The sequence below is a fragment of the Paramuribaculum intestinale genome, assembly GCF_030759015.1.
Taxonomy (GTDB): domain Bacteria; phylum Bacteroidota; class Bacteroidia; order Bacteroidales; family Muribaculaceae; genus Paramuribaculum; species Paramuribaculum intestinale.
In genome coordinates, this window is sequence record NZ_CP098825.1 from 2,556,750 (window position 1) to 2,579,292 (window position 22,543).

General features: G+C 52.0%; 24 protein-coding genes. 14 read left to right on the forward strand and 10 right to left on the reverse strand.

What is annotated here, in order from left to right; translation table 11 throughout:
* Positions 1–176: 176 nt before the first annotated feature.
* From NF347_RS11420 to NF347_RS11430, 3 genes are all read left to right on the forward strand, one after another.
* On the forward strand, positions 177–2,033 hold the full coding sequence (locus NF347_RS11420; protein ID WP_107035067.1) for a 2-oxoacid:acceptor oxidoreductase subunit alpha: 1,857 nt from the start codon (positions 177–179) through the stop codon (positions 2,031–2,033).
* Positions 2,034–2,057: 24 nt separating this feature from the next.
* A complete protein-coding gene (locus NF347_RS11425; protein WP_107034936.1) occupies positions 2,058–3,071 on the forward strand; it encodes a 2-oxoacid:ferredoxin oxidoreductase subunit beta in 1,014 nt (337 codons plus the stop codon).
* A gap of 89 nt (positions 3,072–3,160) precedes the next feature.
* Positions 3,161–4,039, forward strand: coding sequence for an OmpA/MotB family protein (locus tag NF347_RS11430; RefSeq protein ID WP_107034935.1), 879 nt, complete (start codon positions 3,161–3,163; stop codon positions 4,037–4,039).
* Positions 4,040–4,297: 258 nt separating this feature from the next.
* On the opposite strand, the gene NF347_RS11435 is transcribed toward NF347_RS11430, so the two are convergent.
* From NF347_RS11435 to NF347_RS11450, 4 genes are all read right to left on the reverse strand, one after another.
* Positions 4,298–5,122, reverse strand: coding sequence for a glycoside hydrolase family 16 protein (locus NF347_RS11435; protein ID WP_170067075.1), 825 nt, complete (start codon positions 5,120–5,122; stop codon positions 4,298–4,300).
* 43 nt (positions 5,123–5,165) lie between these two features.
* Entirely contained in the window at positions 5,166–6,320 is a 1,155-nt protein-coding gene (locus NF347_RS11440) for a transposase (RefSeq protein ID WP_107681985.1), read from the reverse strand.
* A gap of 658 nt (positions 6,321–6,978) precedes the next feature.
* Positions 6,979–7,980: an alpha/beta hydrolase gene (locus NF347_RS11445; protein WP_161553885.1), complete on the reverse strand. Its 1,002-nt coding sequence runs from the start codon at positions 7,978–7,980 to the stop codon at positions 6,979–6,981.
* Between the two features lie 235 nt (positions 7,981–8,215).
* A complete protein-coding gene (locus NF347_RS11450) occupies positions 8,216–8,866 on the reverse strand; it encodes a DUF1349 domain-containing protein (RefSeq protein WP_107034932.1) in 651 nt (216 codons plus the stop codon).
* A gap of 142 nt (positions 8,867–9,008) precedes the next feature.
* On the opposite strand from NF347_RS11450, the gene NF347_RS11455 reads away from it, so the two are divergent.
* Positions 9,009–9,749 carry a response regulator transcription factor gene (locus tag NF347_RS11455; protein WP_107034931.1) on the forward strand — a complete coding sequence of 247 codons (741 nt, stop codon included), beginning with the start codon at positions 9,009–9,011 and terminating at the stop codon, positions 9,747–9,749.
* 169 nt (positions 9,750–9,918) lie between these two features.
* The gene (locus tag NF347_RS11460) at positions 9,919–11,469 is read left to right on the forward strand and encodes an MGH1-like glycoside hydrolase domain-containing protein (protein ID WP_107034930.1); all 1,551 of its coding nucleotides are present in this window, start codon (positions 9,919–9,921) and stop codon (positions 11,467–11,469) included.
* A 151-nt stretch (positions 11,470–11,620) separates the two neighbouring features.
* On the opposite strand, the gene NF347_RS11465 is transcribed toward NF347_RS11460, so the two are convergent.
* From NF347_RS11465 to NF347_RS11490, 6 genes are all read right to left on the reverse strand, one after another.
* A complete protein-coding gene (locus NF347_RS11465; protein ID WP_107034929.1) occupies positions 11,621–12,565 on the reverse strand; it encodes a HipA domain-containing protein in 945 nt (314 codons plus the stop codon).
* A 20-nt stretch (positions 12,566–12,585) separates the two neighbouring features.
* The gene (locus NF347_RS11470) at positions 12,586–12,948 is read right to left on the reverse strand and encodes a four helix bundle protein (RefSeq protein WP_107035066.1); all 363 of its coding nucleotides are present in this window, start codon (positions 12,946–12,948) and stop codon (positions 12,586–12,588) included.
* A 20-nt stretch (positions 12,949–12,968) separates the two neighbouring features.
* A complete protein-coding gene (locus NF347_RS11475) occupies positions 12,969–13,295 on the reverse strand; it encodes a HipA N-terminal domain-containing protein (RefSeq protein ID WP_107034928.1) in 327 nt (108 codons plus the stop codon).
* Entirely contained in the window at positions 13,292–13,495 is a 204-nt protein-coding gene (locus NF347_RS11480) for a helix-turn-helix transcriptional regulator (protein WP_107034927.1), read from the reverse strand. The genes NF347_RS11475 and NF347_RS11480 overlap by 4 nt, the downstream gene beginning before the upstream one ends.
* Before the next feature lie 495 nt (positions 13,496–13,990).
* Positions 13,991–15,328 carry a site-specific integrase gene (locus NF347_RS11485; protein WP_107034926.1) on the reverse strand — a complete coding sequence of 446 codons (1,338 nt, stop codon included), beginning with the start codon at positions 15,326–15,328 and terminating at the stop codon, positions 13,991–13,993.
* 689 nt (positions 15,329–16,017) lie between these two features.
* A complete protein-coding gene (locus tag NF347_RS11490) occupies positions 16,018–16,425 on the reverse strand; it encodes a hypothetical protein (protein ID WP_107034924.1) in 408 nt (135 codons plus the stop codon).
* A gap of 409 nt (positions 16,426–16,834) precedes the next feature.
* Here NF347_RS11490 and NF347_RS11495 point away from each other — a divergent pair, with 409 nt between their 5' ends.
* From NF347_RS11495 to NF347_RS11535, 9 genes are all read left to right on the forward strand, one after another.
* On the forward strand, positions 16,835–17,065 hold the full coding sequence (locus tag NF347_RS11495) for a hypothetical protein (protein WP_107034923.1): 231 nt from the start codon (positions 16,835–16,837) through the stop codon (positions 17,063–17,065).
* A gap of 2 nt (positions 17,066–17,067) precedes the next feature.
* Complete coding sequence (locus NF347_RS11500) at positions 17,068–17,286, forward strand: DUF3873 family protein (RefSeq protein ID WP_306254339.1); 219 nt, start codon at positions 17,068–17,070, stop codon at positions 17,284–17,286.
* Positions 17,287–17,484: 198 nt separating this feature from the next.
* Positions 17,485–17,727: a hypothetical protein gene (locus NF347_RS11505; protein ID WP_107034921.1), complete on the forward strand. Its 243-nt coding sequence runs from the start codon at positions 17,485–17,487 to the stop codon at positions 17,725–17,727.
* On the forward strand, positions 17,718–18,125 hold the full coding sequence (locus tag NF347_RS11510; protein WP_107034920.1) for a helix-turn-helix domain-containing protein: 408 nt from the start codon (positions 17,718–17,720) through the stop codon (positions 18,123–18,125). Before NF347_RS11505 ends, NF347_RS11510 begins: the two co-directional genes overlap by 10 nt.
* Entirely contained in the window at positions 18,122–18,373 is a 252-nt protein-coding gene (locus tag NF347_RS11515) for a hypothetical protein (RefSeq protein ID WP_107034919.1), read from the forward strand. Before NF347_RS11510 ends, NF347_RS11515 begins: the two co-directional genes overlap by 4 nt.
* Positions 18,360–18,653 (forward strand): DUF3853 family protein, encoded by a 294-nt coding sequence (locus tag NF347_RS11520; protein WP_107034918.1) that lies wholly within the window; start codon positions 18,360–18,362, stop codon positions 18,651–18,653. Before NF347_RS11515 ends, NF347_RS11520 begins: the two co-directional genes overlap by 14 nt.
* A 24-nt stretch (positions 18,654–18,677) precedes the next feature.
* Positions 18,678–20,783 (forward strand): AAA family ATPase, encoded by a 2,106-nt coding sequence (locus NF347_RS11525; RefSeq protein ID WP_306254247.1) that lies wholly within the window; start codon positions 18,678–18,680, stop codon positions 20,781–20,783.
* 14 nt (positions 20,784–20,797) lie between these two features.
* Positions 20,798–21,700 (forward strand): hypothetical protein, encoded by a 903-nt coding sequence (locus NF347_RS11530; RefSeq protein ID WP_205961099.1) that lies wholly within the window; start codon positions 20,798–20,800, stop codon positions 21,698–21,700.
* Complete coding sequence (locus tag NF347_RS11535; protein ID WP_107681825.1) at positions 21,700–22,452, forward strand: MBL fold metallo-hydrolase; 753 nt, start codon at positions 21,700–21,702, stop codon at positions 22,450–22,452. Before NF347_RS11530 ends, NF347_RS11535 begins: the two co-directional genes overlap by 1 nt.
* The last annotated feature ends 91 nt before the right edge of the window (positions 22,453–22,543 follow it).

Consider the following 22,543-nt stretch of genomic DNA (forward strand, 5'->3'; position numbering starts at 1 on the left):
TTACAAACACACGGAGATGCAGTCTGCACAGACTTTGCGCCGGTGGGCGAAAGTGAATGAACTTTAGGTATTTTATTCAACAATTTTTACTTAACTTTGCGGCGCGCCGGGCAAATAGCCTGCGCACCATGAAACAAAGAACAATCAATCACAGTGCAATTGCAAGCAAAAGCATCATGACAGAAGAGACAAAAGTGCGGGCCATGGACAAGGTGGTGGTCCGCTTCTCGGGCGATTCGGGCGACGGCATGCAGCTCGTTGGCAATATCTTCACCAACGTGTCGGCCGGCATCGGCAACCAGGTATCGACCTTCCCCGACTATCCGGCGGAAATACGCGCTCCGCAGGGTTCGCTCGGCGGCGTATCGGGATTTCAGGTGAGTGTGGGCACGGGTGTGCACACCCCCGGCGACCAGTGCGATGTGCTGGTGGCGATGAATCCCGCCGCTCTCAAACAGAACTGCCGCTACGTGAAGGATGGCGGAGTGATCATAGTCGACATAGACTCTTTCAAGCAGGCTGATCTTGACAAGGCCAAATTCACCACTACCGACCCGTTCGGCGAGCTGGGCATCCGCGCCCAGGTGCTGGAGGTGCCGGTGACCACCCTCACCAAGGCAGCCCTGGCCGACAGCGCCCTCGACAACAAGAGCGTGCTGAAATGCCGCAATATATTCTGTCTGGGCCTCGTATGCTGGCTGTTTGACCGTCCGCTGCCTGCCGCCGTGCATTTCCTTCAGAAGAAATTCGCGAAGAAACCGGCTATATTCGAAGCCAACGAGAAGGTGATCCATGCCGGATATGACTACGGCTCAAACATCCACGCCACCGTCTCGACCTACCGCATAGAGTCGGAGCCCGCACGCAAGGGCGTCTATACCGACATCAACGGCAACACAGCCACAGCCTGGGGTCTGATCATGGCTTCGGAAAAGAGCGGACACCCCCTCTTTCTGGGCAGCTATCCCATAACCCCCGCGACCGACATACTCCAGGAGCTTGCCAAGCGCAGGGATCTGGGCGTAAAGGCTCTGCAGATGGAGGACGAGATAGCCGGGGTGTGCTCTGCGATAGGCGCCGCCTTCGCGGGCAATCTGGCCGTGACGTCGACCTCGGGTCCGGGTCTGGCACTAAAGAGCGAAGGCATAGGCCTGGCGATGATAGCCGAGCTGCCGCTGGTGGTGATCGACGTGCAGCGCGGCGGCCCCTCCACCGGCCTTCCGACCAAGACCGAACAGACCGACCTCATGCAGGCTCTTTATGGCCGCAACGGCGAAAGCCCCGTGGCTGTAGTGGCTCCGGCCACTCCCACCGACTGCTTCACCATGGCATTCGAGGCCTGCCGCATAGCCATAGAGCACATGACACCGGTGATATTGCTGACCGATGCCTTCATAGGCAACGGCTCGTCGGCGTGGCGGATACCCGACGCCGACGAATATCCGGCCATCAATCCCCGCTACATATCGCCCGAAGCGGCTGCCGAAAGCGGCTGGAAGCCCTACAACCGCGACGAAGCCAGCAAGGTGCGCTACTGGGCCATACCGGGCACCGAAGGGCTCACCCACCGCATCGGCGGCCTTGAGAAAGACTATAATACCGGAGCTATCTCGACCGATCCGGCCAACCACGAGCGGATGGTCTACACCCGCCGCGAGAAGATAGCCCGCATAGCCGACGACATACCGGCTCTCGAAGTCATCGGCCAGCCGGGCGCCGACACCCTGCTTGTGGGCTGGGGAGGGACCTACGGCCATCTGCGCACCGCCGCCTCGGATCTTGCCAAGGAGGGCGCCGCGATAGACTTCGCCCACTTCCGCTACATCAATCCCCTGCCGGCCAACACCGGCGAGGTGCTGCGCCGCTACCGCCGCGTGATCGTGGCCGAGCTCAACACCGGGCAGTTTGCCGACTACCTGCAGTCGAAGTTCCCCGACGTGAACATCAGCCGCATCAACAAAGTCCAGGGCCAGCCATTCATGGTCAGCGAAGTGGCCGAGAAGGTGAAGGCCATCATGGACGAGAACCGTTAAGTAACCCAAATCAAGACAGAAGCAATGGACAACACTGCATACAATCCCGCTGACTACAAGAGCGACCAGCCGGTGCGCTGGTGTCCGGGATGCGGCGACCACGCCATACTCAACTCGCTCCACAAGGCCATGGCCACCATAGGCGTCGCTCCTCACATGACGGCCGTCATCTCGGGCATCGGATGCTCGTCGCGACTCCCCTACTACATGAACACCTATGGCTTCCACACGATCCACGGACGCGCCGCCGCCATAGCCACCGGCTTCAAGGTGGCCAATCCGGAGATGACCGTATGGCAGATCTCGGGCGACGGCGACGGCCTCGCCATAGGCGGCAACCACTTCATCCACGCCGTGCGCCGCAACATAGACATCAACATGCTGCTGCTCAACAACAAGATCTACGGCCTCACCAAGGGACAGTATTCGCCCACGAGCGCACGCGGCTTCGTGTCGAAGACCTCGCCCTACGGCACGACGGAGGATCCGTTCATCCCTGCGGAGCTGGTGTTTGGCGCACGCGGCAACTTCTTCGCACGCAGCATCGACGTGGAGCTGCAGATCTCGCAGGAGGTGCTCACCGCCGCCGCACGCCACAAAGGCACAAGCGTGGTGGAGATACTTCAGAACTGTGTGATATACAACAACGGCATACACAACTTCATCACTGACCGCGAGCACCGCGCCGAGCGCACCATACACTTGGTGGATGGCCAGAAGATGCTATTCGGCAAGAACAACGAGCGCGGAATAGTGCGCGACGGCTTCCTGCTGAAGGCTGTGGAGCTTGGCACCGACGGCTATACGATAGACGACGTGCTCACACACGACGCCCGCTGCCAGAGCAACTTCCTGCACCAGCAGCTGGCGATGATGGACGGCACCGACCTGCCGCTGGCCATCGGCGTGATACGCGACGTGGAGGCTCCGGTCTACAACGAGGAACTCGACCGTCAGGTGGAGGAGGTCAAGGCCGCCCATGGCTTCGACTCGCTGCGCTCCATGATCATGGCCGGCGAGACATGGGAGGTGAAGTGAGCGGCAGACGGTATCAGCATGTCATATCCAAAACATAATACAATACCCGCACGTTATAATAATCAAGCAACCATCAACACTCAACCATCATGAACATATTCAAGGCTATAACTCTTGGCACCGCAGTGGCAGTAATGGTCGGCGGCTGCACATCGAACAAGAAGTACACGGCACTGCAGAACCGCTACGACGAGCTGTCGAAAGACTACAACGCATCGCAGGTGGCCCTGGCCGAGAGCCGCGCCAACGCGCGCAGTCTGGAAACTCTGCTCGAAGAGGCCCGCCGCAACAATGCGGATCTGAAGCGCAACTACGAGCAGATGCAGGGTTCGCTCAACCAGAGCCTGCTGCAGAACCAGCAGGGATCGATCAACATATCCAAGCTCGTGGACGAGATCAACGCATCCAACCAGTATATCAAGCAACTCGTGCAGGCCAAGTCGAAGAGCGATTCGCTCAACATGGTGCTGACCAACAATCTGACCCGTTCGCTCTCGCGCGAAGAGCTCAAGGAGGTGGACGTGAAGGTGCTCAAGGGAGTGGTGTATATCTCACTGGCCGACAACATGCTCTTCAAGTCGGGCAGCTATGAGGTGAACAGCCGCGCCATGCAGACCCTGTCGAAGATAGCCAAGATCATCAAGGACTACGGCGACTACGACGTGCTCGTAGAGGGCAACACCGACAATGTGCCCATCAGCCGCACGAATATCCGCAACAACTGGGATCTCTCGGCTCTGCGCGCCTCGTCGATCGTACAGGTGCTTCAGAACGACTTCGGTGTCAATCCCGCGCGCCTCTCGGCTGCCGGACGCGGCGAGTACAACCCCATCGCCGACAACGATACCGACCTTGGCCGCCAGCGTAACCGCCGCACGGAGATCATCGTGACTCCCAAGCTCGACCAGTTCCTCGATCTGATCGACAAAGCTCCCGAGACCGACGACTCCGCGGCCAACGGCAACTGATCCGCGCGATAAACAACCATATAATGGCGATGTGTCGAAATTATGAATTTTGGCACATCGCTTTGTTTTATATACGGACATAGAGAAGAGAGAGAGGAGAGAAATCAGGAAGTCAGAATGATCAAGATGGCACTAATCCGAATGCCCGGGTTATGACCCGGATGGATCATGATGACACAATAAGACGAAGCTGCGTCGCAAAATCACGACACTGCTTCGTCATTATGGGATATCATTGCCTTTCAGGCAAAGGCGGGATTATCTCTTTTCCGGTTCGTTGAGTTCATAGAATCGAACCCAGTCGACAAGCATCTCGATAGGAAGACCAGCGGGGTCGACCGCACCTACCCAATTGCCACCGAGCTGCATGTCGATCAGCAGGTAGTAGGGAGCCTCGGGGAAAGGGAACTGACCCTCAAGTTCAGTCTTTATGCGGGGATATGTGAATGTGTGGGTGTCATTGATGAAGAAACTGAGTGAATCGTCATACATTTCCACGGCATACACATTGTAGTCGTCAGGTTTGATCGTGCCGGTGCTGTAATGAGGCGGCTCGTTGTCCTTCTTAAGCTCGAGAGTGTAATATGAATGAACGGTCTGATATGCGAAAGTGTCGGCGCTGAGGCGTTCCATTATGTCGATTTCGCCTCCCTTAGGCCACTGGCTGTTGGGATATGCGGGATCGGGAAGCATCCATATTGCAGGCCATGAGCCCTGGCAGTGGCCAAGCTTCGCGCAAATTTCGATTCTGCCATTGCCGAACGATTTCTTTCCCTTGGTATATACTCCACCGGTAAGATATGCGGCCGTATCGGCCGATCCCTCATAGTTCCTGATGCCGTGCAGCACCAGATTGCCGTCGCGCATGGAGTAAACCGTGTCCTCGGTTGTCATGTAGTTGTTCCAGTCGGATTCGCCGCGCGGTATGCGCACCCATACATTTGTATCGAGGCTCTCACCGTCGAAGGTTTCCTCCCAGACGAGATTCCATTTCTCGGGAGCCTCAGCCTTTTTCTGGCTACACGACACAGTCGAGCCTATAGCCATGATCGCCGCAGCAGCAGTAAAAAGAAGTTGTTTCATCTTACACAATGATTCGGTAAAATTTGAGGTTGTTCAGTCTTGGCTAAGCCGCTAACTGAGCCAACCGATGATTTATTTTCTGAATTATTTTGAGATGCGGAGATTTTCCGCAAGTCGAAATAATTGTTGAGGCGAGATAAGATTCAAACATAAGCCGTTTGAACTGCGCTACCGAAAGATCCGGATAATCTTTCCTTATGACCTCCTTGCAGACATTGAGCGCAGTGAAGGAAAGATTGAATGCGAAGTCAAGCCGGTCTTTGTCGCGTGTCTGTTGCGACTGGAGTCCTGTAAACTGTTTGGCATCGCGTATGCCGAACTCAATCTGAAAGCGGGTGCGGTAGAAACCGATGATCTTTTCAGGTCTCATATTGGTGTCGGTAGAGAAGTAAAGAAGAGGGTCTGCGTTTTCAACCGGACAGACCACGATACGGATGTCGCGTTTCAATGCCCTCGAATGTACGACCGCCGTGTGACATCGGGTTTTGTTTCCTTTGGAATCCTCATATATGAATGAAGTGAACACGGACATATCAAGGTTGGAGAAATCCACTTTCTCTCCATACTTTTTCTTTCTGCCGCGTCTTCGCGGGGCGGAGGAATCCGGTATGGCCAGATACCTGAGATATGAATTGGCACGTAATCTCCCGACAAACCGGAATCCCATGCCAATCACTTCATTTACAAACTCATATTTGGAGAAAAAGGCATCGGCAACCAGAATATCCGTCAGTGAGAGCAGCTCTGCCGCCTTTGACCTGACAAGTGCCACATACCAGTCAAGCATTGACATTTGTTTCTCAGATTCAAGAGTCCTGAAGTCCGGGGACTGGACAGCACCGAGCATCACACATGTATGTTTACTCAGACTTATTGCCCCGATCGCCATTATCTCCAGACCGCGTTTTACACGTTGTGCCACCCCTGACCAGAATCGGCCTATGCCATATGTAAGGCTGCCTGACTTTGAAATGAACGACGGATCGATTGCCACTGCCATGTCATCGGACGGTCCAAAACAATCCTGCGCCATACCTATGTTGACTTTCATCCAGTCTACGGGTGTCTTGAAATTGGAGGCAAAGGTCTTGGCAGTACGACCGCCATAGCGCGACAGCCGGGTAAAATTGACTTTGCCCGGAATCAACGCTACAGTGCGTATTGTTAAAATCAGCCAGTTGAGGAACCTTTTGCTCATTTTGGTTGTAGTATTTTCAAATACCGACTTACACCGAAAGGTGAAGTCTTTGAGAATCGCCAATACGTTCATATTGTTTAATGTTTTTATAATGAACGCTTTGGCGATTCATTTGTATTTGACAATTCGATATATTAACTTAAGTTTCAACTACTTCGGTAATTTTTACCGAATCATTGTCTTACAAGTAACTCTTAAAAAAATAGTTGAAATTATTAAACTCGTCAGCAACCTGTGACTCTCGCTGCGAGTCACTTATTGAAATCAGTTAACCGATAATTCATGATTCAACGGCAGCCGGAAAATCAGGCATAGCACAAATTTAGTTAAAATCATCAAACTATCATCCCTACGAAATAAAAATAATCAAGAGATTGTCCTATAGTATGTTTGATTTTAACACAAAGAAATAGACATGGACTTCTTTCTATCCCCTCAAAGGTCTTTTCGGGCGATTTTCGTCAGGTTTCATCGGTCACGATGCCCGCATCGCTTCCTCCTCAACTCACGCAAATCTATCCGAGTATCGGTCTATAGCGGCGCAGGGATGGACAACATGCGTCGGATCACCCGCCGCCATAGCGTGAAGATGGCATATCTGATCACTACCAAGAACCAGAACGACTGACGCCGGCCGACAGTCTACCGCCACGCGTCACTATTTTTCAGTAAGGAAAGTGGATGTGGCGTCCACTGCCATCTCAAAGGCGCGCGGCTGGCCGGGAACGGTGATGAACAGATGTACGGCGGAGGGCAGGATGCTGTGGCAGACCTCCACGCCCGCCTCCCGAAGCCGAGAGGCCATGTCGACAGCCTGATCGCGGAGTATGTCGCGGCCGGCGCTGACCATCATCACCGGCGGGAGCTGCACAAGCGTTTCGGAGGCCGCACAGAAGGGCGACAGGAGCGGATCGCGCGCGTCGGCTTCTCCGGCGTATGCCTCGTTGAAAGCTTCCATAATCTGACTGTCGAGTCCGTAGCCCGATCCGTAGGCCTTCCAAGACTCAGAGCCATCGCTCCACGCCTTTACGACCGGATAGAACAGAACGAGAGAGCGCAGCGCATCGGCCGGGAGCCGTGCGCCGCCTGCCGACCGTCCGGAAACTATGGCGAGAGCCGCCGACAGAGCGAGGTTGCCGCCGGCACTGTCGCCGCCAAGCGATATGCGCCCGGTGTCGAACCCATAGGTCCCGGCATTGGCCAAAGCGAAGCCTACTGCCTCAAGCGAGGCATCGAGCGCGTGAGGAAATGGATAGCGCGGCGCGAGCGGATAATCAACAGCCAGCACGGCCACACCAGCCCGGCGCGACAGCTCGGCACAAAACCGCGCGCAACTGTTGATGCTGCCGAAACACCAGCCGCCGCCATGCAGATAGATCAGCACCGGAAGCCGGGCACTGCCGGATGACGCGGGTCGATAAAGGCGGTAGATTTCCGAAATATCGGTGGCAACTACATCGGCGGGGATCATCGGCGGCGCATTGCGCGACGCTCTGACAGCCTCGAGCGCAGCATCATCGCCTGCCATGGCACGTCTGACGGCCTCTTCCTGACGTTTCTGAAGTCCCTCGGGCAACGAGCGCAAAAAAGCATCGGCCTCACGGGCCAGAACGGTGTCGACACTCAACGTATCGGCGCAGGCGGGGCGTGATGCCGCCATACTGACGGCTGAAGAGACGGAAATAGCTGCAGCGATGGCCAACAGATATGCAGAAAATTTTCGGGGCATAGGCGTCAATATAGATTAGAGCGGCAAAGATAGGCAAAAACCTCAGAACTATCGACACCCGGCAGACAGACGTTGAAAACCGCAATGACAGCGCCCACTGTGACCAGGGCAAAAATTCATGGCGCAGTGTGACAGAATAGTCGCCTTTCACATTGCGCCATGAGGGTTATTCGGCATTGTTTTTCAGCCACTCCGTACGGATCTTGTCGGGCAAATGCGTCACCTTGAAACCGGAGAATGTGGCGTTGAATCCATCACCGTCGGGACTGGCCGCGAACATTCCGATCTTCATGGGGCGGCAGGATTCCATCCACGCATTGCGCATCATGTGATATTCCTTGTCGTCAAATGAATAGAAAATTTCCACAGCATCAAGCCGACGCACAGCCTTGATCCATATCGCCTCTACCGGACGATCAAGAGCGATGACACTCCAGTCGGATGTGCGATGGGTGACTACAGTGCTGAGATTATACTTTCCATCGACATACTCTATCCCAGCCTTGATATAGTTCTCGTGGTCGATACGCAACATCAGTCCGGCCTGATCGAAACGCACCTTATAGTCGCCCGTGACCTTCACTTTGGCCTCGAATTCGCCTCCGTATTCGGCATAATAGAACGGAGCGTCGTCGACTGTAAAACCATAATGGGAGATTCTCCAGCAGTCGCTTCCGGGCGTCACCGCCATGGTGAGATCGTTGCCGGATATGTGCCATTGCGACGGCTCGTTGAACCAGTTCATTTTCTCAAGCGTCTGTGCCGAAGCCGGCTGAAAAGGGAGCATTGCAAGCAATGCGAGCAGTTTCGTTTTCATATAAGCAACTCTCCAAAATTAGTTGATATTATCCAACTCATCAATAGCCCGTGGCTTCATGATAACCATGTTTATTGTTAACTTTGCAAAGTTAATACGCGAATAAACAGACTGCAATGGCTAAAAATAACCATTTTTACTTATGGAACGACCATTGAAGCAACTTGACCGGCTGCTGCGTCAGTCACCGGCCGAACGCCACGAAAACTTGTTTGAAGCAGCCATGGCGCAGGCGCGGTCATTGGCCACTCTGGAAAATGTCGTGGCGGTGATCAGCGACATGACAAGGAACGAGAGCCGCATCATAGCGGGCGGCTTTGCCAAAACACTCGGACTGGATGGGTATGAACATGAGAATTCAATCTGGGAGAGCCGAATACTGTCGATGATGACCGAAGAGCAGCAGGAGGCAAAGGTGATAGCCGAGCTGCGGTTTTATCACCTCATGCGACATCTGCCCAAAGCGCGACGGCAACAGCACTGCCTGATCAGCCGGCTGCGCATGCACACCCCCGACGACAGATGGGTGGATGTGATGCACAGGATGTATTATGTCCATGATCCGGCGTGTGACAATGTGCTGTATGCGATATGCCTCTACGGGCCGATGATGTTTGACTTCAAGGGGAGCAGCTATATGGTGGACATGACCACCGGCATCCGCGAAGAGCTGTCGGCGGAGGCCAACGGCGCTGTGCTCAGCCGCCGCGAGCGTCAGGTGCTGTCGATGATCGATGAAGGGATGAAGAGCGTGGAGATAGCCCGGAGGCTCAATATAAGCGTCCACACCGTAAGCCGTCACCGTCAGGAAATATTGGCCAAACTTCAGGTTAAGAACTCGATCGAGGCTTGTCGCCGGGCAAAAGCCATGAAGCTGATATGAGCGACGGATTGGTGTGTTAACGATGCGACTAAATCAGCAAAGTAACTCTTAAAAGCTACACGCCATCGTCTGAAAGCAAAAATCACTCGAACAAATCTCAAAAATCACTCGCAGCTGATTTTTGCAAGTTACTTATTTTGTATATTTTTGTGGAAAATCTCAAAAGACCATGATACGATCATCCATACTTCGCTTTGTCGCCATGACGTTTTTCGGCGTGTTTGCTTCCGTGGCATCCGCCCAGTGGAATACCGTGCCGCCCGACGCCGTGGTGCCCGACTGGCGGTCGGAAGTGCCTATTGCCGTACACCCCGACACCTCGCTTGTGAATCTCTACGAACGCGCATGGGAGATCGCTTCGGGACGCGTGCGCCGCGGCCCCGAGGGGATGGTGGCGTCGCCATATCTCGACGAGAACTGCTATGACGACCAGATATGGATCTGGGACGGATGCTTCATGGTGATGTTCTCCAAATACGCCCCGAATGCGTTCCCGGGCAAGGAAACACTGATGAATTACTACGCACCCATCCACGACGGCGCCCCGAGTCCGCTGCGCATACATCTGCGCGACAATCCCCCGCTGTTTGCATGGGTAGAGAAGGAGAACTATCTGTTTACGGGCGACACAGCCCAGATCGACATGGTGGTCCGCGACAAACGCTATCTGCAGAAGCACTATGACTATTTCAACTCGCTCCAGTGCGGCGAGCGCAACGACGAGCTTTCGACGCAGCCGATCAGAATCACCGTGCGCCGCGACTCTCTCGGAGAGATCATAGGCTATTCATGGCACGGAGGAGCCTCCGGCATGGACAACACTCCACGCGGCCGCGACTGCGGAGGCTATCAGGGAGCATTGTGGATCGACGCCATAAGCCAGCAGGCTCTGGCGGCCACCAACATAGCCGAACTGTGCCGTCTGCGCGGCGACACTGCTCAGGCTTCGGCGTGGCAGAAGGAGTTCGAGCGGCTCCGCAAGGTGGTCAACGACCGCTACTGGGATGAACGCGACGGCTATTACTACGATGTGAATCTTGCCACTGGCGAGCCCTCGCGCGTGATGACTCCGGCATCGTTCTGGGCCATGCTGGCCGGCATTCCCGACTCGACACAGGCATCAAGAATGGTGGAACGTCTGCGGTCGGAAGCATTCATGGGCGGTGAAAGGCCATGGAACTCGCTTTCGCGATCGGATCAGGACTTCGATTCGGTGACCGGCAACTACTGGCGCGGCGGCATCTGGCTGCCGATCGTCTACATGGGATCGAAGGCTCTCGAACGCTACGGCTATTGCGAGCTGGCCGACTCTCTGGCCGAGAGAGTGGTGAGAATGCAGGCACGGATCTATGAGCAGACCGAACCCCACACAATATGGGAGTGCTACAGCCCGGTAGCCGACGGGCCTTCGACGGAACACGGCCACCGTGTGCGTCAGGAATTCTGCGGATGGTCGGCCCTGGGCCCGATATCGCTTTTTATCGAAAACATAATGGGCTTCCGCAAAGCCGACGCACTCAGCCGCACTCTGACATGGGACATCAAGGCCTCAAACGGCACTCACGGGCTGCGACGCCTGCGGTTTGGCGACGTGGAGACATCACTTGTCTACGACGCCCCCACCAATTCTATTGCAGTGAGCGCCAACCGACCCTATACCCTCGTGGCCCGCGGCCGAAGCATACCCGTAGCCGCCGGCGAGAGCACCATCAGCCTCTAAGCGCTACCTCGACACTGCATCGGGATCGGGAGAAAGAGCCCTATGATTCCCACAACAAACGCAGGAGACTGTGTCAATCACAAGGTTCAATAATTTTCCATTCGGTCTATGAGCTAAGAAAGATTTGAACCCGACGGGGATTCCGACTCTTTTACAGCAGTCCTAAACGTGCTGACATTGTGTTAAGTTTTTCCCGATAAGCCGTCATCATATCCTTCGGCAAAAAGGATTCCTCGATGAGGGCATACCACTTAGGCAATGTCTTGGCAAACTTCTTGAAAAGCTTTTCGATGGCTTTTTCATCCATTCCGCTGTCAAGCATTGCCTTTTCAAAGTCAGCTCTTTTTATCTTTTTTTTCTTGCCATTCAGAGTCAGTGCCAGCTCCTCATCATCTTCAGGCATCACGATTGAGGTGGACAGGAGGTCATAGGCAGGAGTCAGCATATAGTTGTCTGCCGGACGGTAAAGTGAGAAGTTCTTCAGGTGCATGTCGGCATTACCCGTCAGCCATGAGAAAACCACTACCTCCCAAAAGTTGACAACATCCAATAGCGGAGCCGCCGAGTATTGCTTTATCAATTTCGCAATACGCTCGTATGAACCTTTATATTTATCCTCGGTCAGACGCTCCGACAACTGGCACATATCCTCCATAGCAATCTTGTCGCCATTCTTGGTGCGATCAACGCGGTGGGTTATGTAGCAGAGTTCGCCATCGGCAAAGCGAATCAGCGAATGTGGCACAGTTTTGATTCCTGCCGCTTCCGCCAAATGCATAGTCAGGTCTTCATTCTCCGGAAGATTGGCAAAACGGTCGGTCTGAGGTTTGAGGATAAACCGTCCCCACAGCCCGACAATGGTGAAGCGTTGCGGCTCTCCGGCATGGCCCCTTGTAATGTCAAGCGACAGTTTTGCCTGCGCACCGGTCACAGTGGTGCTTGCAGAAACAATCTCCCGTGCCAACTCCTTGATATTGGCTCTGGTATATGGAAGCACCGGAACGGTTGTCGATTCAAATATTTTGCGGGCGCACGACTTATGATAATCCACCTCGCCATCAGCGAGCGGTTTATAGCAATATAAACAATTCATAATTCATAATGCATAATGCATAATTACTTAGAATTAAATGTTGATTTTACTATTGAAGTAAGAATTTTAAGTAATTCTCGACAATCAGTGAGAATGCTGTCTTTCTCAGCGTTTGACAAGTACTCTGATTCACCTAATAGCTCAATCCAATATTCAGATTCGCTGGCTTCTTTCAAAGCAATATTCATTTTTGCTCCAAAATCCTGCTTACTTTGACCTCTTATTGCCTCTTTGACATTTGCACCAATGCTTGTTCCGCTACGTAATAATTGTTTAGATAAGACATACTCTTTTTTATCTTCACACAAGTAGCGATAAAGCTTTATAACCCTTAATGCAAATTGCTTGCTTTTATGCACAATTAAATTATCTTCAGACTGTTTCATCTTTGCGTTATGTTTTGTCATTATGCATCGTGCATTATGCATTGAATAGAGACATTGCCGATGCAATCCTTGCAACAGGCAAGGAGGAGTGAAAATCTGTCACGGTCAGATATTTTCCAGCTCTGCTCAGCTATGTCAAGAAGCCACCCTTCCGGTATCAGTCCATCGAAGAATGGAAATAGCACCTTATCGCGATATGGCTTTTCCCTCAATGGCATTGTCAGGCTCACAGCCTCAGCCTTGTCAGATTTCAGATACTCTGAATCATATTTGAACCCATAGCCCATATCGTCTTCAGTAAGCACTCCGGCAAGGCTCTTTCCTACATAAACTTCTGCCTGTTTCATGATTCGGAAATTTTACCCGGTGTCATGACGGCTCCGAACAGAGCCAACACCTGATTAACCTTGTCAAGCCGGAGGGTTTCCTTACCTTGTTCAAGTTCACGAACAAAACGCAGACCTACCCCTGACTTTTGGGAAAGATCAACCTGTGTAAGCCCGAATTGTTTACGCATCTCTTTCACATATTTTGCCAACTGAGTCATAAAATATACCCTTTTGGGTGCAAAGATAATAAATATATCTCAAACTACACCACAAAGGGTATAAAATAATGCAGTTTCTTTTTCCCAGTCATCATGTCCATTGCCCCCCTTACTACGCCACGGCTGTAAACCAGTTTGGTTTGGTTCGGGCTCTATATATGCCCGACTAAACCTATATAAACGAGGCTAGGCCAGAAAAAGTATGCTTGGGTGCAGAGTTGGGTGTAATGAGAGCCGAGACGCCGCCACGCAGCGTTAAGAATATACAAAAACACCCAATTTTACATTCTTGGGTGTAAAATTGGGTGTTTATTTTGCAATTTGCTGATTTTCAGCATTTATCGCGGAGAGAGAGGCTGATATACCTATATTTTCAATTATTTGCAACCATAACCAAACATACACACTAACAGCGGTTGGCGTGGCTACGGTTGTTTCATTGGGTAGGAGCATAATCAAACATTAACCACAAATTCGGGTACTTTTTCGGGTACCCTATTTTTCGCCTTCGTCCGTGGTGGAACGATTAGAACCGAAAGAATTAAACCGTTCCATATTTTCAACCTTAGCATCATTGACAATTTTAATATAAGGCTTCATAGCCTTAAAGTCGCTGTGCCCTGTCCATTCCATAATAACCGGGGCCGGAATACCGAGCCGCAAAGCGTTTACAATAAAAGTACGCCGTCCGGCGTGGGTAGTAAGAACGGAATACTTCGGCACTACAACCTCGGAGCGTTCACTGCCGACATAGGAAACAATATTAACGGGTTCGTCAATTCCGGCAACTTCCGCCGCTTCGTGAAGGTTTTCGTTCATTTTTACGTTGCTTATAACGGGCAACGCTTTATCATTTGGAAGCCCTACGCCTTCGTATTTGTCAAGAAGGGCGAGGGCATATTTATTAAGTTCGATATGTAGCCGCGCCGTCGTTTTCTTTGTTACGATAGACATAAAGGGCGGCGTTTGTTCCCGGTGGATATCGGAACGCCGGAGTTTGGCAACGTCGGAATAGCGAAGCCCCGTAAAACAGCAGAAGCAAAACACATCACGGACAGCCGGAAGGGAAGGTTTATTAGCCGGAAATTCAAAGTTTAGGAAGTGTATAAGTTCGTCCCATTCCAAATAAATAACTTCTTTGCAGTCCAATCCCTTAAAACGGGGGCGGTATTGCAAATGAGCAAGCCCGGTATAATAGCCATTGGCAGCAGCCCAACGCAAGAACCAACGAAGGAAGCCTACGTTTTTGGCTACGGTTGTGTTTAATTGCCTAACCTTCGTTTGCAGATGAGCCACAAAGCCCGCGAAGGTTGCTTTATCAAAGCCTTCTAAGGTTAGTTTCTTATTATAGTTCTTTAAGTGTGCTTTTAGACTACTGAATTTTGTATAGGTTGATTTAGTCCAATTATTCGTAACCCCCATTTCCCCGGTAAATAGGTCATAGACGGCGAAGAACCCTAACGGCTTTTCTTCCGGCTTCTTTTCTTCGGGCTTCGCACGTCCGGCGGCCAAGTCGAAGGCTTCCTTAAATTCAGCGACCGAAGGCGGGCGTTTATTGTCAAGTTCAAACCGGGTAAGGACTTCTTCAATAGTGGAAGCCACAGCCATAACGCCGCGATTGATAGCCCCGGCTGTTTCGCCGTGGCTGTTCTTGTTTCCGAGCCGGACGCAACTATTAGCGTCGTCCCATTTAGCCGGGGCAATAACATAGCCGGAGCGGATATCACACCGAAGACCGGCCCACGATACCCGAAGCCTAATACCAACTTCTTCCGTAGCCTTACCCTTATTGTTAGGCTTTATATGTAATCCTACCTTAATTTTGAACTTCATAAGTAAGCATTTTTCCGCACCCGGTAAGCAGCCACTTCGCCGAAATGGGATAGCAGGCTGTAATATAGTGGGCGGCTTCCAATTCTATGCCCTTATAGCGGGGCTTGTAGTCCGGCTTCGGGGTAACGCCATAGCCTAACCGAAGTTCCCGATACTTCGGCGCACTAAGCCCGTATTCATTGCAGAACGCCTCAAGCGACGCAACCTTATTTAATTCTACAAGACGTTCCAACGCCAAGAAGAAACGGCGGCTTATTTCTTCCTTAATGGGCCAGGAAGTATTAACTACGCGGGGCATAGTCCGGCGGCTTTGGCGTTGTCAACAATAGCGAAGTAGTCCGCTTCCGATATAACAATAGTTTCCCGACCGTCCAAGTACGCTGCTTCCAAAGCGTCGAAGACGTGGCGAGGGATAAACGGGTAGTAAGCCCGGTTAGAATAATAGGTATTTATAGCGATTTCCATATAGCTGAGTTATTTTTCCCGAATTTTGCGTTTACGGCACTTTACGCCCCAAATGGTAGGAATTACCACCCCGAAGAAAACGGCGCGAAAATGGGGCGTTTCTGTGCGTTCTACGCGTATCACTTTACTACGGCACTTATACCGCTACTTACCTGTATTTCTCGGCTTTATATATAATAAGGTATAGCCAAAATTTCAGTATAAAGGAACGGTACGCCCAAGGACTACCCGACAGCGGCAGAGGTTGCAGTGTCGCCCCGGTGGACATCCGCTTTTTTAGTAAGTTCTGTTAGCCGTTCGATAGTCCGCTGTTGACTTTCTATTATAGAGAGAAGGCGGGCTTTTTCTTCGCGGGCATCTTCCAAAAGTTTAAGCAGAATTTCGGAAGGAGCCACTTCGGGGGCTTCCGGCTTTTCTTCGGGTAGAAGCATTTCGCCCTCGCCCATCATTAGCCACAGCGGATTAAGGCGCGGGAATTGTATGGTAATTTGTTGCAGAGTGTCCGGCATTATAGACTTACGAATACTTTGTATATAGGCAGACCCCACGCCGACCCGCCTACAAAATTCGCGTTCGCTGATACCTACAAACTTTATAAAGTCTTTAAGTCGCTCTTTTACTGTTCCTTCCATTGCGTTGAAGGGGTTAAATGTTAAACAATCTTAAAAACACGTCCTTTGTATGGCAAACACTTGCATCGTGTATGGCAAAGTATTAACTTTGCACCGTGTTAGTAATTCAGTTGCAAAGTTAGCGAAAATTACGGCACGAAGCAATAACAAAAATTACTTAAATTTCAGTTATATGGACTACACGACAGCACAGATTAACAGAAACTTCCTAATTAAAGTTAGCGGAGTGAACGGCGAAGGAAAGCGGTTAAATACCCTCGTCGGAGTAAGTGGGCTTCTTCGTCTTATTGGCGAAAAATTAGCCAACAACCTCCTAACCCGCGCCTTCAAGTGTATGCTTGATAAGTGCGTATGCAAACTTCGTCGCGGGCTTAAAATTACATTCTACTATAAATAAGCATACAAGTATATGGCAAGTAAAACTATTAAGGCTAAGGCAGTCGTAAAAGTGCTTACCGACTTCGGCTATTGGTGCCTGGCAGAGATACGCGGACTTAAAGAAGGCACAATATTAGAAGGCCGGTTTAACCCCAAAAACAAAGCCTTTGATTTTTCCTACAACGGGCAAGACGCAATGCTGTGGATAGGACAAAACGGCGAACTAATAGAGGACGAAACAACTAACACCATACAACAATGAGCATGAACGACAACCAGGGCTGTAGTGTTTGCCCCGCCGGAAGCGAGAACTACGAAGTATTCACTACCCGCCTACGCGGAAAGCGAGTTAAGCGCGTCCAATACGACTACCGCACCCCGGACGGGGAACTATTCGCTACCGTGGCTTCGTCCTTGATTGAGTGCCGCCACCGCCGCGATGAGTGGTTAGAGAAGCGACAGGCAAACGCGGGTAAGGGTTAATTTTCCCGATAGCCGTATCAAGTTAATACGGAGCAACCACAACTATATAGCAAGCCAACGGAGAAAGAATCCCTTTCGTGAAGGCTATAAACCGTTGACAACCGGGAACAGGCCGGAGCGCGGACGCAGCGAAAGCGGGCGAAGGAAGTTCGAGCCTTCCACCGCGCACTAAATTCTAACCGCTTAATAATTCAAAATATGACATTGACAGCGACAAAAGCAGCCTTCCGAGGCTTCCGAAACGGACTTAAACAAGTAAAGATGGGCGACTACGAAGCCTGTATAGCCGACCTTTGGGCGGCATTGGGAATCAATAACCGCAATTCCTTCTATTGCTACCGCGACGGCAAGCAGGAGCCAAAAGCAAGCCAAGCCGTAGCAGTTACGGAAGTATTCGCCAAGTATGGAGTAACCGAAAATATTTGGGGGATATGCGACTAAAAGCAGAGCTTACCCGACGGGAAGGCGAGGTAGCCGAGTTGTTGGCGTGGGGAGCGAGTAAGAAAGAAGTAGCCGAAAGGCTCTTTATTTCAGCCCGTACCGTAGAGAACACCGCCCGCAACATATACGCCAAGATAGGCATCCAAAAGGCTACGGAACTTTGCGTTTGGTGGTTTTGCACGAAGTGCGGCGTTCCCGTAGACTTAGACCCGCTTAAACGCGCCTTCATAGCGACAGCCCTGCTGTTGGTTATGGGCTTCCACGAATACAACGGCAATAACGACGACAACTATTTGTTACGCGGGGCCAGACCAACAACGGCACGGACAACAAGAACGCTCCGCCGAGCAAAGGACGAGAACGAAAATATTAACCCCTTCAACAACTTGATAGCATGACAAGCGAGGAACTGAAAACAAAGATATTCGGCAAGACCGAAACCGGGGAACGCTACACGTTCCGGCAGTGGCTAATTTTCGTATGGTTCGCCCTGTCGCTATTCCTTCTTTGCGCGGCCGCCGAGGACGCAAGTATAACCGTCTTATTAGTTCTATTCGCCAACTTCGCCGCTTCCGCCCATTACATTAACAAACTTCCGCTTCCCGAAGACCCGGAAAAATACTTAGACGACGATGAAGAAGATTAACCCCGACACCCGAATAATAGACCTTACCGTAGGCCAACTTTTGGATGCAGTCGAAGACCGAGTAAGGGCGGTTTTGGCAAACAAGCCAACAAAACAGGAAGGCGAACGCCGCTACGTCTACGGCCTTAAAGGTTTGGCGAAACTATTAGGGTGCAGCAAAACGACCGCAAGCCGTATCAAGACTTCCGGGAAGATTGACAAAGCAATAACCCACATAGGCGCACTTCTGATTATTGACGCGGATTTAGCCTTAGAGTTAGCCGGAAACAAAGAAAAGTAACAACACTAAATAATTAACAGCTATATGAGCAGACAAGTAACACTAAAACGCCTTACCCTTGTAAACTTTAAGGGTTTGCGAAACGTAGCCGTAGAGTTCGGCGACGGCGTTACGACCATAAGCGGACGTAACGGAACCGGGAAGACCACAATAGCGGACTCCTTCGCGTGGCTTCTTTGGGGCAAAGACAGCGAAGGAAACTCCGACTCCAAATTTGGGATAAAGACCAACGACGCGGAAGGTAACTTTATTCCCGACCTTGAACACGAAGTAACCGGGCTTTTCGACGTGGTAGACACCGAAACCGGGGAAGCGTCAAGCGTGGAACTTCGCCGCGTCTATGTGGAGGAGTGGAAGACCCCCAAAGGAAGCACCGAGCGCACCCTGTCCGGGCACCATACCGACTACTTCTTTAACGGCGTACCCTTGAAGAAGGCAGAATACGACGCAAAGGTAGCCACAATAATACCCGAAGACCTCTTTAAGGTCATTACGGATCCTTACTACTTCCTTACGCTTCATTGGAAGGCACAACGCGAATACTTGCTTACGATGGCGGGCAAGATTAACGACGCGGACGTAGCAGCCACCCGCGAAGAATTTGCCGCCCTTCTTCGCCGGGTAACAGGCAAGACGATGGAAGAATACAAAAAGGAAATTTCGGTACGTCGTGGCAGGATTGAAGCGCAGTTAGAAAAGATACCGACCCGCAAAGATGAAGCCACCCGAAACACCCCGGTAGCCCCGAACTACGCCGCCCTTGAAAGCGAGAAGGCGCAGATACAGGAAGACCTCGCCAACATTGACGCGGCGGCAGCTTCCGAAGCAGAAGCCAACCGCGTAGCCTACGAACAGGCGGCAAAGATACAGGCGGAAATCAACACTAAGCGCGACACACAGGCGAAGGCGTTACAGGACGCGAAGGAAGCGGCCCGCGCAGCAGCTTACGAAACCAACCGCGTAGCCGACGAAGCCGCCCGCGACCTCGCTCAAGTACAGCGCGACGAGGAAAGCGAAAACAAATATTACAGCCGGGAGAAGTCAGTAATAACGGCTTCCATAGCCACTGCCAAACGCCGTAAAGAGGACTACGAAGCCCAAGTAGCCGACCTTCGCAAGAATTGGGAGAAGGTCAATAACGAACAATTCCAAGAACAGCAAGCCCCGACCGCCGGCCCGCTTATTTGCCCGGTATTCGGTCATCAGTGCGCCGACCCCGGAGCACCCAACCGCCATCAGTGCGACGCAGCCGCAGCCCTTGAATCCTTCCGCAAGAACCAAGACACCGCCCGCGCCGCCTTCATTGCCAACCAAACCGCCCGACTTGACAAGATGGACGCGGAAGGCCAGGAACTAAACAGGCTTATAGCGGCACAGGACGCGGAAATAAAACGCCTTGAAGCGGAAGCCGTCGCCCTTGATACCAAGCACAACGCCGCCGTACAGGACTACGCCACAAAGAAGGCGACCTATAACAACACCATAGCCGCCAATCCCCGCGTAAGCACCGACCCGCAAATAGACCCGCAGACGCTTCCGACTTGGGTAGCCCTTCAAAAGGAGATAGACCAACTGAACGCCCGCCGTGCAGCCGTGACAGCACCGACAACACAGGACACCGCCGCAGAGCGTCAGCAGAGCCGGGCGACACTTCGCGCCCGCCTTTCCGAGATAGACCAAAAGCTCGGACTTCGCGCCACCATTAAAGCCGCCGAAGCCCGTATAGTGGAACTTGATAAGGAAGCCGCTACGTTGGCACAGGAAAAGGCAACACTTCAAACCGAAGAAGCCCTAATAGACGACTTCGTAAGATGTCGTATGGAAGAAGTAGAACGCCGTGTAAACGGGCTTTTCGACGGCGTGGAGTTCCGAATGTATAAGACGCTTGTAAACGGCGAGAAAGAGCCGGACTGCGTGGCCTACATTGGCGGGGTACGATACCAAGACAAGAACCACGCTGGGCAGATTAACGCCGGGTTAGCCGTGATTAACGCCCTTTGCGCCTTCCACGGAGTAACCGCCCCTATAATTGTCGATAACGCCGAGAGTGTAAACGACTTCATCCCCGTAAAAAGCCAATTAGTCCGGCTTGTAGTCACTACGGGGGAGTTCCAAGTAACAAACAACTAAAAAATATTCCGACCATGTGCAAGACCCCGGAACTTCCGGCTACCATAGTAGCCGCAAAAGAAAAATTTGAAGTTGCATTACGCGACGCTTCGGCGATAGACATCGTAAACAACTTCGGCGCAGCCTTCAACGCCGCGAAAGTAATAACCCTTCTACGCGAAGCCCTTACCGAAGAAGTAATGGAAAAGGTATTTATGCCTTTGATGAACACAAAAGTAGGCTTCCGCACCGACCGCGACGGCAAGCCCGACAAGAACGGACGAGTAAAGCCGCCCTACGAAGTGGCTACCGTCCGCGAAGCGATAATAGATGCCGCTATAATTGGGCTTCTTCCTACCGGGAACCAGTTCAACATCATTAGCGGCACGATGTACCCCACGAAAGAAGGCTATACCGCCCTTCTAAAAAAGATTGGGGCGAAATACATTATCGACGTTCAACAGGACACAAGCCAAAACCCCGCCTACGCCGTATTCCCGTGCAAAGTAACGTATTCCTACAACGGCGACAAAAATAGCCTTACGGTTCAAGCCACCGTCCGCCGCGACCAATACAGCAGCAACGACCAACTACGCGGAAAGGCAGAACGCCGCGCAAAGAAAGCCCTCTACGAATACCTTACAGGAACGGACTACGGCGACGCGGACGAAACAAGCAGCCGCCCCAACGTGGTAGTAGATACCGTAGCCGTCGAGATTAAGGAACAGGCAAACACCGGCCCCGCTATTGGCTTCGACGACGCGGAAACGGTAATGGCCGAAGAAGTCCACGCCCCGGCACAGGCAGAACCCGCGCCGCAGACATACACCGCCCCGGTTCAGTCCCAAGCAGCTCCGGCACCCCAACCACAAGCACAGCCCCAGGCCGACCCACAACCGGCCCCGGCTTATAATACACCAAGAAAGCCCAATTTCTAATGGTACTTCGTGTTTTAGGTTCAAGCAGCAGCGGCAACGCCTACATTTTGGAGAATGTGGGCGAAGCCCTGCTCATTGAAGCCGGGGTAAACTTCAAGAAGGTAGTAGCCGCGTTGGAAGGCAATATTTCCAAAGTGGTAGGCTGTCTTATAACCCACGAACACGGCGACCACGCCGGACGGATTAACGAAGTATTGAACGCCGTTATTCCCGTCTACGCTACCCAAGGCACAATAGACAACGCCAAGGTAAAAAGCGAGTGGAAGCCGCGCACGTTGGAGCAAGAAGGCAACGGCTACAAGGTTCAGCAGATAGGAGGTTTTAAGGTTATACCGTTCGCCACGAAGCATGACTGCGCCGAACCCGTGGGCTTCTACATTTGGCACCCGGAAACGGGCGGCATTTTGTTCGCTACCGATACCTACTACCTACCTAACACCTTCAAAGGCTTAAACAACGTCCTTATAGAATGCAACTACGACCCGGAAATATTAGACCGCAACGTAGAGGAAGGCCGACTAATTCCGACCCTTCGGGAAAGAGTGAGGGAAAGCCACCTAAGTATAGACACCTGTATAGACGCGCTTAAAGCCAACGACCTGAAGGCGGTAAATAACATCGTCCTAATACACCTTTCGGCGGGTAACGGCGACCCCGTAGCCTTCAAAGAGAGAGTTTACAGGGCGACCGGGAAGCGGGTACACATAGCAGCCCCCGGACTTAGTATTAACTTCAATAAAACGCCCTTCTAACTATGATTAAAGGCTTTAATTCCGAAACCGCGCCCTTAACCGAGTACGAAGAAAACGTATTACTTCCGCTCGTCCTTCGTGGGTTGAAAAC

What these genes read in the sequence shown, in the direction of transcription:
- NF347_RS11420 (WP_107035067.1), top strand. Translation starts at nt 177, where the DNA reads ATGACAGAAGAGACAAAAGTGCGGGCCATGGACAAGGTGGTGGTCCGC.
- NF347_RS11425 (WP_107034936.1), top strand. Translation starts at nt 2,058, where the DNA reads ATGGACAACACTGCATACAATCCCGCTGACTACAAGAGCGACCAGCCG.
- NF347_RS11430 (WP_107034935.1), top strand. Translation starts at nt 3,161, where the DNA reads ATGAACATATTCAAGGCTATAACTCTTGGCACCGCAGTGGCAGTAATG.
- NF347_RS11435 (WP_170067075.1), bottom strand. Translation starts at nt 5,122, where the DNA reads ATGAAACAACTTCTTTTTACTGCTGCTGCGGCGATCATGGCTATAGGC.
- NF347_RS11440 (WP_107681985.1), bottom strand. Translation starts at nt 6,320, where the DNA reads ATGAGCAAAAGGTTCCTCAACTGGCTGATTTTAACAATACGCACTGTA.
- NF347_RS11445 (WP_161553885.1), bottom strand. Translation starts at nt 7,980, where the DNA reads ATGGCGGCATCACGCCCCGCCTGCGCCGATACGTTGAGTGTCGACACC.
- NF347_RS11450 (WP_107034932.1), bottom strand. Translation starts at nt 8,866, where the DNA reads ATGAAAACGAAACTGCTCGCATTGCTTGCAATGCTCCCTTTTCAGCCG.
- NF347_RS11455 (WP_107034931.1), top strand. Translation starts at nt 9,009, where the DNA reads ATGGAACGACCATTGAAGCAACTTGACCGGCTGCTGCGTCAGTCACCG.
- NF347_RS11460 (WP_107034930.1), top strand. Translation starts at nt 9,919, where the DNA reads ATGATACGATCATCCATACTTCGCTTTGTCGCCATGACGTTTTTCGGC.
- NF347_RS11470 (WP_107035066.1), bottom strand. Translation starts at nt 12,948, where the DNA reads ATGAAACAGTCTGAAGATAATTTAATTGTGCATAAAAGCAAGCAATTT.
- NF347_RS11475 (WP_107034928.1), bottom strand. Translation starts at nt 13,295, where the DNA reads ATGAAACAGGCAGAAGTTTATGTAGGAAAGAGCCTTGCCGGAGTGCTT.
- NF347_RS11480 (WP_107034927.1), bottom strand. Translation starts at nt 13,495, where the DNA reads ATGACTCAGTTGGCAAAATATGTGAAAGAGATGCGTAAACAATTCGGG.
- NF347_RS11485 (WP_107034926.1), bottom strand. Translation starts at nt 15,328, where the DNA reads ATGAAGTTCAAAATTAAGGTAGGATTACATATAAAGCCTAACAATAAG.
- NF347_RS11490 (WP_107034924.1), bottom strand. Translation starts at nt 16,425, where the DNA reads ATGGAAGGAACAGTAAAAGAGCGACTTAAAGACTTTATAAAGTTTGTA.
- NF347_RS11495 (WP_107034923.1), top strand. Translation starts at nt 16,835, where the DNA reads ATGGCAAGTAAAACTATTAAGGCTAAGGCAGTCGTAAAAGTGCTTACC.
- NF347_RS11500 (WP_306254339.1), top strand. Translation starts at nt 17,068, where the DNA reads ATGAACGACAACCAGGGCTGTAGTGTTTGCCCCGCCGGAAGCGAGAAC.
- NF347_RS11505 (WP_107034921.1), top strand. Translation starts at nt 17,485, where the DNA reads ATGACATTGACAGCGACAAAAGCAGCCTTCCGAGGCTTCCGAAACGGA.
- NF347_RS11510 (WP_107034920.1), top strand. Translation starts at nt 17,718, where the DNA reads ATGCGACTAAAAGCAGAGCTTACCCGACGGGAAGGCGAGGTAGCCGAG.
- NF347_RS11515 (WP_107034919.1), top strand. Translation starts at nt 18,122, where the DNA reads ATGACAAGCGAGGAACTGAAAACAAAGATATTCGGCAAGACCGAAACC.
- NF347_RS11520 (WP_107034918.1), top strand. Translation starts at nt 18,360, where the DNA reads ATGAAGAAGATTAACCCCGACACCCGAATAATAGACCTTACCGTAGGC.
- NF347_RS11525 (WP_306254247.1), top strand. Translation starts at nt 18,678, where the DNA reads ATGAGCAGACAAGTAACACTAAAACGCCTTACCCTTGTAAACTTTAAG.
- NF347_RS11530 (WP_205961099.1), top strand. Translation starts at nt 20,798, where the DNA reads ATGTGCAAGACCCCGGAACTTCCGGCTACCATAGTAGCCGCAAAAGAA.
- NF347_RS11535 (WP_107681825.1), top strand. Translation starts at nt 21,700, where the DNA reads ATGGTACTTCGTGTTTTAGGTTCAAGCAGCAGCGGCAACGCCTACATT.